General features: G+C 62.3%; 14 protein-coding genes. 8 read left to right on the forward strand and 6 right to left on the reverse strand.

Features of this window, described 5'->3' with window-relative positions; all coding sequences use genetic code 11:
* Positions 1-14: 14 nt before the first annotated feature.
* From G557_RS0107480 to G557_RS0107495, 4 genes are all read right to left on the reverse strand, one after another.
* The gene (locus tag G557_RS0107480) at positions 15-2,087 is read right to left on the reverse strand and encodes a DEAD/DEAH box helicase (RefSeq protein WP_028245555.1); all 2,073 of its coding nucleotides are present in this window, start codon (positions 2,085-2,087) and stop codon (positions 15-17) included.
* 186 nt (positions 2,088-2,273) lie between these two features.
* Positions 2,274-2,648, reverse strand: coding sequence for a DUF2493 domain-containing protein (locus tag G557_RS0107485; protein ID WP_036961882.1), 375 nt, complete (start codon positions 2,646-2,648; stop codon positions 2,274-2,276).
* Between the two features lie 134 nt (positions 2,649-2,782).
* Positions 2,783-3,319 carry a hypothetical protein gene (locus tag G557_RS0107490; protein ID WP_028245557.1) on the reverse strand — a complete coding sequence of 179 codons (537 nt, stop codon included), beginning with the start codon at positions 3,317-3,319 and terminating at the stop codon, positions 2,783-2,785.
* A gap of 34 nt (positions 3,320-3,353) precedes the next feature.
* Complete coding sequence (locus G557_RS0107495; protein WP_028245558.1) at positions 3,354-4,964, reverse strand: RecB family exonuclease; 1,611 nt, start codon at positions 4,962-4,964, stop codon at positions 3,354-3,356.
* Positions 4,965-5,805: 841 nt separating this feature from the next.
* Between G557_RS0107495 and G557_RS0107500 the strand changes: the two genes are divergently transcribed.
* The 8 genes from G557_RS0107500 to G557_RS0107540 all read left to right on the forward strand — a co-directional run bounded on the left by G557_RS0107500 (position 5,806) and on the right by G557_RS0107540 (position 12,990).
* Entirely contained in the window at positions 5,806-6,735 is a 930-nt protein-coding gene (locus tag G557_RS0107500) for a hypothetical protein (RefSeq protein WP_028245559.1), read from the forward strand.
* Between the two features lie 59 nt (positions 6,736-6,794).
* A complete protein-coding gene (locus G557_RS0107505; RefSeq protein ID WP_028245560.1) occupies positions 6,795-7,163 on the forward strand; it encodes a hypothetical protein in 369 nt (122 codons plus the stop codon).
* A 12-nt stretch (positions 7,164-7,175) separates the two neighbouring features.
* Positions 7,176-7,577 carry a hypothetical protein gene (locus tag G557_RS0107510; RefSeq protein WP_156877135.1) on the forward strand — a complete coding sequence of 134 codons (402 nt, stop codon included), beginning with the start codon at positions 7,176-7,178 and terminating at the stop codon, positions 7,575-7,577.
* Positions 7,574-10,183, forward strand: a complete 2,610-nt coding sequence (locus tag G557_RS0107515) for a hypothetical protein (protein WP_028245562.1) — start codon at positions 7,574-7,576, stop codon at positions 10,181-10,183. Before G557_RS0107510 ends, G557_RS0107515 begins: the two co-directional genes overlap by 4 nt.
* A 9-nt stretch (positions 10,184-10,192) precedes the next feature.
* Positions 10,193-10,921, forward strand: coding sequence for a hypothetical protein (locus G557_RS0107520; protein WP_028245563.1), 729 nt, complete (start codon positions 10,193-10,195; stop codon positions 10,919-10,921).
* Positions 10,922-11,266: 345 nt separating this feature from the next.
* Entirely contained in the window at positions 11,267-11,773 is a 507-nt protein-coding gene (locus G557_RS0107530) for a hypothetical protein (RefSeq protein ID WP_028245564.1), read from the forward strand.
* 79 nt (positions 11,774-11,852) lie between these two features.
* Positions 11,853-12,206 carry a hypothetical protein gene (locus G557_RS0107535; protein ID WP_028245565.1) on the forward strand — a complete coding sequence of 118 codons (354 nt, stop codon included), beginning with the start codon at positions 11,853-11,855 and terminating at the stop codon, positions 12,204-12,206.
* 43 nt (positions 12,207-12,249) lie between these two features.
* The gene (locus G557_RS0107540) at positions 12,250-12,990 is read left to right on the forward strand and encodes a nuclease-related domain-containing protein (RefSeq protein ID WP_028245566.1); all 741 of its coding nucleotides are present in this window, start codon (positions 12,250-12,252) and stop codon (positions 12,988-12,990) included.
* Positions 12,991-13,018: 28 nt separating this feature from the next.
* On the opposite strand, the gene G557_RS14450 is transcribed toward G557_RS0107540, so the two are convergent.
* Positions 13,019-13,261 (reverse strand): HepT-like ribonuclease domain-containing protein, encoded by a 243-nt coding sequence (locus G557_RS14450; protein WP_051224843.1) that lies wholly within the window; start codon positions 13,259-13,261, stop codon positions 13,019-13,021.
* A gap of 75 nt (positions 13,262-13,336) precedes the next feature.
* A partial coding sequence (locus G557_RS14235; RefSeq protein ID WP_156877136.1) for an RNA-guided endonuclease InsQ/TnpB family protein occupies positions 13,337-13,784 on the reverse strand: 448 nt, incomplete at its 5' end.

A 13,784-nucleotide genomic window follows, 5' to 3' on the forward strand; every position in this document is an offset into this window, starting at 1 on the left:
CTATGCGGGCGGCATCAATTCCGCCGACTGCGCACTCGGGTGTTGATCAGGTCGACGAGCACTTCGGTTGCAGTGGCGTCGGCGTCTTCGTCGACGTGCACATCGTTGTCTCCGCCGATGGTGGCGTCCAGGAAGCGGGCTTTTCGAGCTAGGGCTGCCTGCACGATCGGATCCAGCGTGCCCTCGCACACAAGTGTGGTGATGCTGATGTGGTCGGCGGTCTGGCCAGCTCGGTGGACGCGGTCCTCTGCCTGCACCATGATGCCGGGGGTCCAGTCCGTCTCCACGAAGATCATGGTGTGTGACCGGGTGAGGGTGATGCCGACGCCGGCGGCGTGAATGGAGCACACCAGCGCCCCCAGCTTGCCGGATTGGAAGGCGTCGATGAGTTCATCGCGGCGGTCGCGGTTCATGCCGCCGACGATCATCGCGGCACCGTCGATGCCGGGCACCCTCGCAGCCAGTGCCTCTGTGACTTCACGGTGGTGGGTCCAGACGATCAGGGGGTCGTCGAAGGTTCCATCCGGGTTGCGTGTGGCGTCGATGTGCTCGGCGATCATCTGCTCGGCCGCGTCGATCTTGCACAGCCCTGCTGCTCTGCGCAGTTGGGAGATGTAGGCGAGGTTGCCGGTCGCGTACTCGAGGATATCCTCGTCACTCGGCAGTGCCCCGGTGTCCTTCTTCCACGCTTTCACCCATGCGTCGATCTTCTGGTTGACCTCGCGGTGTGCTTTGGTGAACTCGGTCATCGGTGCGTCGACGTAGACAGCTGAGCGGCGCTTGTCTGGCAGTTGGGGGAGCACGTCTGTTTTGCGGCGCCTGATCATCACTCCAGTGCGCAGCCGTTCTGCCAGCCATGACTCACCCGACTTCCGGGGGCGCAGGCGCCCGTGGTGGTCGATAGTGCAGGTCTCGTCCAACAGCTGTCCGAGCCCATTGAAGACAGTCACGTCGACGCCGATGAATTCCATCAGGGGCGCGAGCTCTGCCGGGGTCTTTAGCATTGGTGTGCCGGTGACGGCGATCCCTGCAGCGTGGGTGTCGGCAGCCAGCTGCAGCACGGCCTCACTGCGTTTGGAGCCGTAGGTCTTCCCCCGGTGCGCTTCGTCCCAGATGATCACGTCCGGGCCCCAGGCAGACAACTCGGACGCCAGTGACTCCCGTGCCGCCAGCAGACTGTCGGAGACGACGACGGCCACCGGGCGGTCTGCGGCATCCACCGGTGGCGCAGTGAGTTTTCTGACCGGCTCGGCAGGCTCACCCACCGTGAACACCCCGGCAGTGGCGTCGACGGCACTGACCCCGCAACGGGCGAGCTCACGACACCAGTTCGTGATCACCAGTGGCGGAGCGACCACCAGAAGCCGTCTGGACCCCATGAGCGTCGCCGCGGCAATCGAGGTGTACGTCTTACCAACGCCCGGCTCATCCGCGAGCATGCGACGACCGCAGGCCACCGCCATGGCCCCGACCTTCTGGTAGGGGTAGAGGTCGATGCCGAACCAGTCGGGGAGGCGCCCCACCCTTTCGACCATGAGATCTCGGTCTGTCCGGCTGAGCTCTCGCGGGCGGGTCACGTGTGCTGCCCGGGTGAGCGTCTGCTGCAGATCTGCGTCCACCGGGACTGCCGTCTCATAGCGTGCCCTGGAGCAGGCGATCGCCTCGTCTGAGAACAGCAGCCCGGGGCGTGGCTGGCGCCCGCCGGGGCAGACGTCGGCGATGGGCAGTCGGAACAGACTGCGTTTCGCATCCCAGACTGCGGACAGGCCGAGCAGCTGCTGGCAGGCGGTGCGTCCGGTCAGTCGGGGGCGCACCAGCACCTGGCGGCGGTTGCGGGCGAGTTTAGTGACCGGGCTGGCTGCTTCGGCGATGCCTTCACCGACTTGGAAGCCCCACAACTGCAGCAATGCGACTGGGTCGGCCCCGATGCCGTTGGTCTCCCAGGCGCTTCCGTTCCACCACAGGGCGCCGGAGAGCTGCTTCTTCAGCCAGTCACGCAGCGGACGCCCACGCTGGGTGTCGTTCTTCGGAAACTGCAGCAGCACGGTCGGTACGCGCGCATCAGGGTTGAGGGTCGCTGTTCTCACAGAAGGGGGCTATGCGGGGCCCTTCAGTATCGAGGTGCCTCGCGATTCCCGGCTCTGGCGGAGAACGCATCGAGCGCCGCAATCACCGGGGGTTGAGCAGGAGGCCCCCGGGTGAGTGTGTGCAGTTCCGACGCAGGGCACCGGAGAGCTCCTTCTTCAGCCATTCGCTGTTCTCCAAGAAGCGGGCTACGCGGGGTCGGCTTCGTATCGGATCGTTCGTATGCCCGCGCGCTCGGCGCTGGTGGCACAGTGCGTTGCGCCGCTGCTGCCAGCACGAATGAACGCAAGACACACATCGGCGCCCGCGGCCACCATCTCGGCGTTGCGGATATACCCCGCAGATCGCCCGTGTCGGCGCCAGTCGGCCGGGTGTACTTCGACGGCTGCGCCGAGACGGACCGCAGCGGCCCCGGCGAGACTGTCGGCACCGCGGGCGCCGCCATGGATGACCACGACAGGGCGCCCGGTTTTGGTGTACTGCTCGATGGCTTCGCGGATCAGGTCTGCGTCGACCCAATCGCGAGAGCCGGTGATAAGGATGCGCAATGGCTGCTGGGGCATGTGCTGGCTCCGTCCGGGATGTTTTCGAAGATGGTGCACATCAGCCCCGGCGAGGGGGATCGCCGGGGCTGATGTCTTCCGCATGACAGTCAGGGGGGCGACTGTGGCGGCTGCAGGGGCGCTGTCAGGGGGTGTCAGCGTTCCTGCAGGTCTGTGGGGCCGAGATCAGTCAGATGCCGCAGGATCTTGACCTTTCGGTTCGCGTCGTTCTTCAGGGTCTCATGGGCCTTGTAGACGACGACTTTGTGGCCGACGAGCTCCGTGGCCCGCTTGGCCAGCAGGAGCCCCTCCGGGGTGTCGGTGCGATCGGTGCGGATGACCTCCACGCCGTCGGGGAAGGTGTAGTCCTTGCGCGCTGCGACGTATCCGGTGTGCACTTCGTCGCGCAGGCGTTCACGGGTCCACTCATCCGGGTTCTGGACGAGGTAGACAAGCCCGCGGGTGCTGGACTTCTCTTTCTTGACCAGACCGACGACAGCGGTGAACACGTCGCATTCGGCGATGGCCTGCGCCGCAGTCACCAGTGGGTTGTTCTCGCCGCCGAGGCGTGCAGACAGCTCGTAGATCTTTGCCTTCACACGGGCGTCGTGCTCGCGGGAGGTTTCGCCGTCGATGTGCTCGGTGGCCGCGAGTGCGTTCAGGATGACCAGGGTCTGGGTGGTTTCGCTCATGAGGTTCTTTCTCTTCTGTGTTGTCTATTTGGGACTATGCGGCGACGTCGAACGGGTCGCGTACCAGCGGTGCGAGAGCTTCGAACTCGACGTGCGGCAGCTCTGTCTGATCCCACAGCCAGACCGACTGGTCGATGAGGGCGATCACGTTCTTGCGCACCCGGGTGGCCCAGGCTTTCCAGTCGTCGACACTGCCTCCGCTGGGAACCGGGGTCGACTCGAGAACGGTGAACAGCAGTCCGCGGACACGGGTGTTCGCCTGCGTCTGCCAGTCGGTTCGGCCGGTGATGTGTTTCTCACCAGCTTGGACGATCTTCGCCAGCAGCACTGCCAGCTGTCGGATCTGGCCGCGCTTGATGGTCACGTCCGGGAAGGACTGACGCAGCAGGGCGGTGGCTCGGTTGACCAGCCCGAAGACGGCGCCGGCCGCGTATGAGCCGATATTCAGGTCGTCGTTGCTCAGCTCGTCCCATGGTTTGCCCTCGTGCAGGTGGCGTGGTTCGGCGGGGACTGCGGTGGGTTTGGTTTCGGCGGTGTCAGTCATGATCGGCTCCTTGTCCTTCGGTGTCTGTTGGACAGGACTGTGCGCGGACGCTGAAATTTGAGGTCGCAGCCGTGGAATCGGCAGCTGAATCTTCGACGGAGGAGGTGTGGCGCGTTCGCTGGCGCACTTGCCTGCGTCAGCAGCGGCCGGACACACCTGTACCAACGGGCACCACCCACACAAGGGGCCTGTCTTGGTGTCGTAGCGGCCAGTGTCAGCGAGCACGTTGTGGGTGTCCCAGTGCGCGGCGAACGTGTGAACTGTGGTGTCAATGGCCTTCTGCGACAGGTCGATGTAGCGTTTGCGCCCGACCATGGTGTACAGCAGCTGGCCGTTGACCACGTCGCCGATCTCGAACATCCACTTCTCACGAGGATCCGCGTGTGCCTGTCGGAATGCCTCGGTGTCGCGCTCAGCGAGGATGGTGCGGATCGCGTGCACATACAGCCGAATCTGGTCGCCGTAGTGGTCGCCGTAGCGAGCGAGTTTACGCTCATCTGACCATTTCCCGGACTTGTAGTCGTCAATGGACAGTTGAGGGTGCCCGTGTTCGTCGGTGCCGTCGATACTCACTCGGTCGAAGAACCCGATCAGAGGTACTCCGATACCAGCCAAGGGGAGTCCGAAGACACCGAGCTCGGTGGCGTACACGTCCACTTGGGCGGGGTCTTCCAGATCCCACAGTCCCAGCGAGATTGTGTCGAGGTACTCCGCCCAGCGAGCCTGCGTGGCGTGGTCGTCAAACAGGTCGCGGGCGAACGCATCACGCCCGGCCCGGTAGGTGTCTCTGGTTCGCTGTTCAGGTGGAAGCGTGAACATGTGCTCGAAGATGTCGTGCATGAACGAGCCGGCATCTCGGGCGAGGAATGGGTCTACCGGTGATGGGATGATCTGTCCGGCGGCCCATTGGGCATGACAGCCCTCCATTGCGTTACTCACTGACGCGGAGAACCATTTGCGTCGCAGGCGATGCTCGGCGATGGTCTCGGGGTCGACGACCAGTACGTCGCCATCCCATGCGACACCGTGGATCAGGGGCTCTTCTGGGTCGATGGGTTTCTGCGACCGATACTGCTCGACCAGTCGATTCGCTCCGGGCATGTGTTCCTCCTGAGGAGGACTGTGCGCGGGAGTTCGAAAACACGGCCAGATGGCGAAAGAGGGTATTTTCAGCGGCACATCAACGGGCCGGGCGGTGACCGTAGGCTTGGTGTTGAGTGCTCCGCTCTAAGTGGAGCGATTGACGCCAAGCCTAACACCCCTGTCAACCCCCACACAACCCCCCCCCAAAAAGGGCACCTTCGCACTCAAAACAGGCACAAACGCACCCCGAATACGGTCGCAAGAGAGCGAAAAAACAGGCCAGGAACCCCAGAAAACAGCCCCGAAAAGCACTTTTAGGCTTGGCTGCGGCAGGTGAGCGGAGGACAGTAGCGAAGCTGGTGCAGCCAAGCCTAACACCCCCTGTCAAGCCCCACAACACCCAAAAACCACCACCCCAAAACCCCGCACTTCCCCGGAAACACGCGGAAGTAGCCCCCTCGCGGACACCACACCACCCAAAACCACCCACACGAAAAACACCCAAAAAATACAGCTTCGTCCGACCTGTCCGCAGCCTGTCCGCACAGCCCGCGGACAACAAAAACCCCGGAATTCCGGGCCAAAACAGCCCTCCAACACCCTGTCCGCAAAAAACGCCCGAGGGGACCCCCCCCTCGTATGTGAGAAAGAGAAATATATCTCCCCCAGCCCCTATATATATCTCTCTCTTTAACAAATCATTTAACTAGACAGACAGAGAGGACAGGCCCCTACAGCCCAGTAATTACAAGGGAAAATCTGTCCGCAAGCTGTGCGGACAAGCCGCGGACAGACAGGACAAACCACCGCAATAGCCCAACTCCGCACACATTCGCCGCCGCAGCGCACATTCGCTCGCATGAGCACCACGACCACGTTCGACCCGACCAAGCATCCTCGCGGGAACGCTCTCACCGGGCACGCCGGCCAGTTCGCGACCAAGGAGCAAACCAGCTCGGAGGTGCGTCTTGGCGGAAGCAGGTATCGGCGCCCGCAGCGCCATACCGGCGCTGGCCTCTCCGACGCCGAGATGCTTACCGAGGCGCGACGCCAGATCCAGTCCTACGGGAAGAAATGGGGGCTGAGTTCCGACGAGCGCGATGAGGCTCTGGGGGACCTCATGCTCGACTTGGCTTCGAAACGCCACCGTGGCGCCGAGGTCTCAGCTCGGCTGGTGAACTTCGGGGCCCGAGCAGTCGCCTCGCGTTTCGTAAATGGACGCCACATCCGTCACGAGGACTCTTCGGCGATGATGCAGCTGAAAACGGATGCAGACGCCTTTCGCGAGCTGACCGGTCGTGTGCCCACCAGCCGCGAGCTGACAGTCATGGCGAAACACATTCGCGACAACTGGCACGACCCCGAGCACCGCCCTAGTGAGAATTTCCACCGCAAGATCTTTGACACCAATGCACTGAGTCTGGAAGCACCACTGTTCGAGAACGGCAGATTCACCCTCGGCGACACCCTCACCGCGGATGTGCTCGCGCACGAGTCCATTGACGTGGACGCACTCACGGATGAGCAGGTTACCCGCCTGATGGGGGAGGTTCGGCTGCGTCGTCCCGCTGCACATTCGGTCGAAGACCCTGACGAGCTGATCGCTCAGATCCCTCAGCCGGCCACGCAGATGGCGCGTTTCCGCACCGGAGCTGCCTTCGACGAACGTGTCTTCGCTCCGTGGCCAAAAGCAGACCAGCGGCAGCGTGAGCTGATCGCAGACCGGCTGATCTCCACCGGCGATCTCGCCGAGCGGATCTGGCAGACGGCCGTTCGCCAGGCAGCTTGAGCCGCCCCTACGCATATGGATTTCACAGAGCCAGCGACGGCACAAAAAGAGAGGCGATCATGAGCACCATCCCCACCGACCTTCCGGTCATCACGGAGGCCGCATCCAACGTGAACCTGAGGGGCAGCTGGACAACCTTCTGGACCACTATCAGTGGTGCGCTGCAGGGCGTCTCCGGCGTGTTCACCATGCTGACCATCGCCGGTTTCGCCATCATCATCATCAGCCTGTTCAAGTTCCTCTACGACAAGCGCAAATCCCAAGGCGCAGGCGGCATCGCCGGACAACAGGCCAAGCCGATCTGGTGGGCGCTGGCCCTTGGCGGCCTGTTGATCGCCCCGGATGTGCTGGTGCCATTGTTCCTTGGCATCTTCGACATTCTGATCAATCTGGTCATCAACATCGGCACCAACGCCGGCGTCTGGTAGGCCGAAATGAGCATGTACTCCCTGACGGAGCTGACCGGACGTAAGCGCAACGAGGACCGCACCATTGTGATCGCCACCTTCGAGGCGAGCAAGAAGGCGTGGGTCTCTGGTCTGGTCGGCGCCGCCGGGGGTACTTTGCTGCTCATTCCTCTGATGCTTATCAGTCCGGCGATCCCTGTTCTCGGCGCCGTCTTTGGCGCTATAGCTGCGGTCTGGCTGGTCACACATCGAACCAGAACCGGCCTACAACAACCGCTGTACCGAAAGATTCTCGATCGAAAAGCGGCCAAACAGCTCCACGGACAGCTGCTGATGTGTATGCGCCCAGTGCGGACTGGTGCCGGCCTGTCTCACGTCATCAAGTCGTCACGTCCGGTCGTACGAGCGGAGTGTACGCATACGGAGAAGGCATGACACAACTCAGGCTTTGGTGGCACCGCGCCATGCTGACCATACTGGCTGCGGCAACTCCACTGATCGGCCTTGCCCACGCAGCTGACACCAACACCTTGCCTGCGTGGCGGTGGCTGGGGTCAACCTCGAAGCTGCACTCTATGGTGTCCTGGTCGGACATGGAACAGCTCATGGGTGCTCTGTCTCGCGGCACCATCCAGACCTGGATTATGGGCATATCGCAGGGCATCTGGGCCTGCACCATCGGCCTGATGAAGTTCGCGCTCGTCGACTTCGACCCGACCACCGGCGCCTCCAGCACTATCGACACCAGCACGAAAAGTCTCGCGACCAGCGTGATGGGATCGACCCTGATCGTCATGGCTGTGGTGATCATCATCTTCTCGGCGCTGTGGAAGAAACGCAAAGGCGTCGGTGGCTCAGAACCGTGGCGCCGTGTCGGGTTCGCCATCGCGGTCGTATCCATTCTGAGTGCGTTCGCATTCACCTCCATGACCCCGACTAAGGCCGTCGGCGCCATTTCGAACATCGCTCAAAGCAGTGTCGGGGCAATTGCCACCGATCTGAACTCAAACTTCGACAACGGTGGTAGTGGGCTTTCCGAGTACTACATCGACCGGATGCATGAGGACTATAACAGCCAAGAGGGTGCGAACGCCCAGCTCGACCAGATCAGCCGGCTTTGGGAGCAGTCGCAGTTGCGAGCGTACAAGCGCATTCAGTTTGGCAGCAATAACACCATCGGCGATGATGTCTACGCACCATGGCTGGACCTGATCACCCGCAGTGACATCGCTGACATTCGGAAATATGCTGGTTGGGATGGTGACGGGAACAACATCGAATGGTGGGCCCCAGCTTTTCTGCGCAACCAGACCACTTTAGGGGACAGCGGACTAGAGGACCGCGCGCTTTGGGCGTGGGCTGCATGCTATTCCGACAACGGTGGGATCAACTTCAAGGTTCGTGATGTATTCACCCCCGTAAACTCAGGGGATAAATCTTTCCGGAACATCTATTCTGACGGCGGTGGCAATCCTGACAGCGGCAATACCGAGTGCAACAAGATGTTTCTTCAGAACATTGAGGCGGGCGGCGACTTCCAGTCGGAGAAGACCCAGGATGACACCGACTACATCATCGAGAACTCCAGTGATCAAAACGCCACCGCAGTGAAAGCCGCTCAGATCCTTGACTTCGGCGATGCTATTCATGGTAAAAACGCTGCAACCGGCACAATGGAGTCGGTCAGCTCGTTCATTGTTGCTCTCGTTGACTTGGTGATCTTCGGCATCATCTTCGGTGGCGTGATCATCTTCATCAAGATCATGATCATGATCCTCACCGCCGTGCTGGTGATCGCCCTTGTGGTGTCGTTGTTCAACCGCAACGGCCCCGACATGCTCAGGCGTTATCTTGTCCAGTGGATGACCTACCAGTTCCTTGCCGCAGGAAGTTCACTCCTGCTCGCCGTCCTGCTTTGGGCAACAACGTTGGTGTCTCAGGCGATCAACGACACCATCAACGGTTGGGGTGCCACCTTATTCACTCAGCTGCTGCAGATCTGGGTGCCCGGCATCTCGCCAATCGTGACGATCGTCGCTCTGCACATGGTCTTCAAGAAACTGCTGAAAATGCCGAGCCCATTCACTATGGATGGTGCTGCCGCATGGGCGACTGCAGGCGGTGCGGCACCGGCTATGGTCGGTTCAGGTGTCGGTTCCTGGCTTGGATCGAAGGCCGCTCATGCCGGCTCGTCAGCAATGTCGAAGGCCACCGGCGGTCGCCTCGGCGGCAAGGGCAACGCCTTGGACGCGTCCAACGCGAAGAGCGCGAACCCCACGGGCGCCGGGGTGGGCGCATCCAAGAAGGGCGAGAAGCCGCCCGTGGAGATGTCCAACAAGCAGGCAAAACGGCTTGCGAAAGCCGGGCTCGACCCGACCGCTGCGCAGGAAGCCCTCAACTTCGCCAACGCGAACAAGGAGGCTAAGCCGATCTCATCTGCCGAGAAGGCGCGGAAGGCGCTGGCCAATTCGGCGCTCGCTCATCCGTTCAGTGCACTTGATCGTAGGCAGGCCGACCGCAAACGCTTCCTGACAGCTGGCCCCGGCATGGGGACCCGGCTGAAGGCGCTGGCGGGCAGCGATGATGCCAAGATGCAGCTGAGTGCCGCTGCCGACCAGCGCAAGATCGAGAAGAAAGCACTCACCGAGTTCCGCAGTGCACAGCCGAAACCGGTCCGCGAGTCGTTGGCTGCTCTCGGGCATGCCACGCTCGACGGGGCAAAGAGTGTCGCTCACAACGTCGGCACCTCCGTTCAGTCGGGCATCTCCCACGTCCGCGAGAACCCATGGCAGGCCGTCGGGGTCGCCACGAAAGTCGCCGGCGCTGCAACTATCGGTGTCGCAACCGGAGGTCTCGGCTTCGCTGCCATCGCCGGTGGCGCGTACGCAGCTCGCAAGACCCAGCGCACGGTCTCTGACAGCCACGCTATCGCCAAGGCCCAGTCGGCACTGGATATGTTCGAGAAGCAAAAGAGGCAGACCGACGGTATGGGTGCGGATAAGAGCCAGATCGAGCGGGCGCAACGTCCAGTGAACGGGTAAGGGTAACCTATGGTAGAAAGACCAGCCAAGACGCTCGCCCAGCAGCCACGGGACTTCCTCGGACGATGGACGGAGCTTCGCAACTCGATACCGGAGACCGACCCGATCATGACCGCCGACGAATACTACATGGGCTCGACTTGGGACAAGCCCGCTGCTCCCAGAGACCCGGAATCTCTGTACCGGTTCTGGACCGACCCGGATCTGCGCATCCACCCGAACGCGATTCTGAACTTCATCGACATGCATGACGGACTTGCAGATACAGCACATCGACTGTTCTTGGAATCTATCGGGAAATTCTGGGCGGATCAGAAGGACAACGGCGCGCGGTACAAGTCCCAATGGCTTGAGGTGCAGCAGCAGGCCAAGAGAGAACTTGCCCAGGTGGAGAAGATCGCCGACGCGGCCTGGTATCGAGAGAATGCCTCCCGGCTCAACCCGAACACAGCAGAGATCGTGTTCCGTTCGTCCAAAATCCTCTGGCAGGCACAGCTGTTCTACGACGAAGACGATCGCCAAGCGGTACGGAAGATGAAGCTCGTCATGCCGGTTAAGGGCAACCCCGTTGTCACCGTTGAGGATATCGAGAACCGATACCACCTCGTCGAACAGAGTGGTGAGCCAGCCGTCCCAGAGATCGGCTACGTCCCCTTCCACCTGAAGAATCTTGGGAATCGATCTGGGTGGGACTATCCGGCCCGGTACGAGTCTCAGAACTTCGACGAAGAATGGTAAAAATCACGACCAGCAACCCTGCGCTGAATAGATAGCCCGGGAACTCTGGAGAGGTGGTAGCGCGCGGGGGCATGCTCGATGCGATGGCGAGCCTGATTGCCCGGAACACCGGCAAGATGTCGACACCTTCGGCTTCCGGAACCCACCCCTCCCAGAAAACGGAGCAGCCGAGCAACATGGATGGTCGGTACGCGAACAAACCCCACTCCGCGCCTGAAGTGCAGCTCTAGCACGGTACGGTGCCGAGGTCGTCGGCACCAGTGGTATCATCACATGGTGTAACTGTATGTCCGGGGGCGCCGGCTCGGCCCTCAGCGACTTCGTCGACCCAAAGGAGTGCTGCGTATGCCCATTGTCTTCTTCCTGCTGATCGCGCTGGTCGTGTTGGCGATCATCGGCGTCGTCTGGTTCGCCGCAAAAGTGATGGGTATCCCGGGCTTCTGGCCGGTCGCCGGCGTCGGCATCACCGTGCTGTTCTTCTGGTCGGCTCGGGGTCTGTTCAAGGATCTGTTCTTCCAGATCCCGTCCGGTGTCCGCTGGACTGGGGCCGTCGTGCTCGCGCTGATTCTGGCCTTCGCTCTGATCGCGCTGGTGCGTTGGATGATCGACGCACCGAACCGCAGAGCCAGGGCGAGCGCGTTTGCCGCCCAGCGCAGGGCAGACGAGGCCGCAGCCGCACAGGCTGCGGAGGACCGTCGTGACGCACTCATGCGCGAGGCCTTCAACCCGGATGGAACCCTCCGCAAACGCACTCCTCCCGCCGCCTCAGAAGCACCGACGATTCCGCCGCGAATCACCCCGCGGCCACAGCAGCCCGCGCCGGGGGAGCGCGACCTCGACACGGACTGGTGATCGCGGTTCGGACTGCGCACACATCCGCATAAGCCTTGCCTGAAGGCGGAATCAAGTCGGTTCCGCCGGAGAGGCAGATATGACTGCTACCGCAACCGCGGACCAGATCGAACGGGCTCGTGCCGAGCTCGAACACCGTGCACCGGCTGCGAGCGCCGGTGCCAACACAACGACCGAGCAGGACGGCATCGACTTCGTCGTGCGGCGCAGCGGCGTCGCTGCGCACTTCGTCCTCGCGCTGGCAGCCATCCTGCTGACCACCGTGCTGATTGGGGTGCTGCAGCAGGCGATGTGGATCGCGCCATTCTTCGCAGCCAAGCTCGCTCTCGCGGTGTCTTCAGCGGCTCTGGGTATCGTGCTCGTGCTCACCGTGGCGCAACTGCCATATCTTGGGCGGCAGGCGTGGACCCCGTCAGCACCGGCCGCCCAATAGGTCCCGCGCACAAGTGCCTTGTGAACTGTCAGGAGGCACAAGCATGAGTTTCGGTTTCAGGGGCTGGTCGCGTGGGGCCGCCTCACGCGTCTACGTCACCCGCGCAGGTGTGCCGATCGGACACATCGACCTTGTGTCTGGTCGGCGCCACCCCCGCGCTGGCGCAGCCGACTGTCTTGACGAGGCTGCGCAGGCACTCTCAGCGCGTCTCGGTGGTGTGACCGCACCGGAGTTGGAACCCATCGTCGGCGACCTCGCCGACAGACGCCCGGGGCAGTCGATCGAACGCCTGGCGGACAGTAACGAGCGGTTCGCCCAAGGGCTCGCAGCGGAGCAGCGCACTGCCGCAGTATTGGACGCCGCCACCGGAATCCGGGTACTGCACTCGGTGCCGCTGACACGCGACCACGACATAGACCACATCGTCGTCACTGCCGGCGGGGTGTTCGCGATCAACACGAAGTCGACGGTCCACACCGTGCTCATCCACGACGGCACGGTCAGCGTCGCAGGTTACCGACAGGAGTGGCTGGCGAAGGCAGACTCCGACGCTGGAACGCTGGAGACCCTGCTCCGCCGCCAGGGGCTCGCCATCGACGTCACCCCGGCGGTGGTGGTCTGGGCAGCCGGCGTGGACGGGTACGATGCATCCGTCATCCCGGGGGAGCAGCTCGATCAGGCTGTGCACGCATGGCTGCACGAACACACACTTGCGGCACCCGTGGCTGACGCAGCGTACGAGATCATGCGCCGCCCGGACTTCTGGGCTGGGTCAGCTCGTTGAACAGCTGATTGCAACTTAGCGCTGGAATCTATTGTTGGTCCTGAATCCGCTCGATTTGCTTGTCCAGAATTGGGAGATCCTGTTCAAGCGTTGCCCAGACAATTCGCAGATCGATGCGATCATAGGCGTGGGACACTATGTCCCGCATGCCGATGAGTGGCCTCCAAGGTAAGTCTGGGTTCGACTCCCTAAAGCCGGGCACATGCTCATCCAGCCGCTGTAAGGCCGTGGCTGCACCCACGATCACCCTCTCAGCAGCATACGCAGCCATCCAGTTTTCTGGCCTAGAAAGCGTTTCCAGATCTTGACATCCTCCCCACGGCTGAAGCCGGGGGATTCCGGTTGCTTACGCAGCCGAGGTTCGCGTTTCATTGGGACTGCGGCTTTCGCCGATTGCTCGGTTCCGGTCGTCTGATGTCCCTCCATCGCCAGGGCATGTCCTGCCCTGTTGTGTGCCGTGCGTGATCTCCGGGTGTGCCGATGCTCCGGCGTCCAGGATGTTGCGTGCGGCGTTGGTGTCAGCGTTTGCCGTGTGTCCACAGTTGGTGCAGGAGAAGACCGCTTGACTTTCGCGGTTGTCTTTTGCGATGTGTCCACAGGCGTTGCAGCGCTGGGAGGTATAGGGGGCAGGCACCTGGGCCACGAGGACGCCCGCACGGTCGGCTTTGTATCTGATCATGGTTTCGAGTCTGGATAGAGACGCCTGCCGCATGACACGGTTCAGGCCGCGTTTGCGTACCTGCCCGTTGGGCAGGTACTGGCCCGGCCGCAATGGGTTCGGCACCGGCCGAGTC

The sequence above is a fragment of the Pseudoclavibacter soli DSM 23366 genome (genome assembly GCF_000423505.1).
GTDB classification, from domain to species: Bacteria; Actinomycetota; Actinomycetes; order Actinomycetales; family Microbacteriaceae; genus Pseudoclavibacter_A; species Pseudoclavibacter_A soli.

What these genes read in the sequence shown, in the direction of transcription:
- G557_RS0107495 (WP_028245558.1), bottom strand. Translation starts at nt 4,964, where the DNA reads ATGCCCGGAGCGAATCGACTGGTCGAGCAGTATCGGTCGCAGAAACCC.
- G557_RS14450 (WP_051224843.1), bottom strand. Translation starts at nt 13,261, where the DNA reads ATGGCTGCGTATGCTGCTGAGAGGGTGATCGTGGGTGCAGCCACGGCC.
- G557_RS0107490 (WP_028245557.1), bottom strand. Translation starts at nt 3,319, where the DNA reads ATGAGCGAAACCACCCAGACCCTGGTCATCCTGAACGCACTCGCGGCC.
- G557_RS0107535 (WP_028245565.1), top strand. Translation starts at nt 11,853, where the DNA reads ATGACTGCTACCGCAACCGCGGACCAGATCGAACGGGCTCGTGCCGAG.
- G557_RS0107515 (WP_028245562.1), top strand. Translation starts at nt 7,574, where the DNA reads ATGACACAACTCAGGCTTTGGTGGCACCGCGCCATGCTGACCATACTG.
- G557_RS0107505 (WP_028245560.1), top strand. Translation starts at nt 6,795, where the DNA reads ATGAGCACCATCCCCACCGACCTTCCGGTCATCACGGAGGCCGCATCC.
- G557_RS0107530 (WP_028245564.1), top strand. Translation starts at nt 11,267, where the DNA reads ATGCCCATTGTCTTCTTCCTGCTGATCGCGCTGGTCGTGTTGGCGATC.
- G557_RS0107500 (WP_028245559.1), top strand. Translation starts at nt 5,806, where the DNA reads ATGAGCACCACGACCACGTTCGACCCGACCAAGCATCCTCGCGGGAAC.
- G557_RS0107540 (WP_028245566.1), top strand. Translation starts at nt 12,250, where the DNA reads ATGAGTTTCGGTTTCAGGGGCTGGTCGCGTGGGGCCGCCTCACGCGTC.
- G557_RS0107485 (WP_036961882.1), bottom strand. Translation starts at nt 2,648, where the DNA reads ATGCCCCAGCAGCCATTGCGCATCCTTATCACCGGCTCTCGCGATTGG.
- G557_RS0107510 (WP_156877135.1), top strand. Translation starts at nt 7,176, where the DNA reads ATGTACTCCCTGACGGAGCTGACCGGACGTAAGCGCAACGAGGACCGC.
- G557_RS0107520 (WP_028245563.1), top strand. Translation starts at nt 10,193, where the DNA reads ATGGTAGAAAGACCAGCCAAGACGCTCGCCCAGCAGCCACGGGACTTC.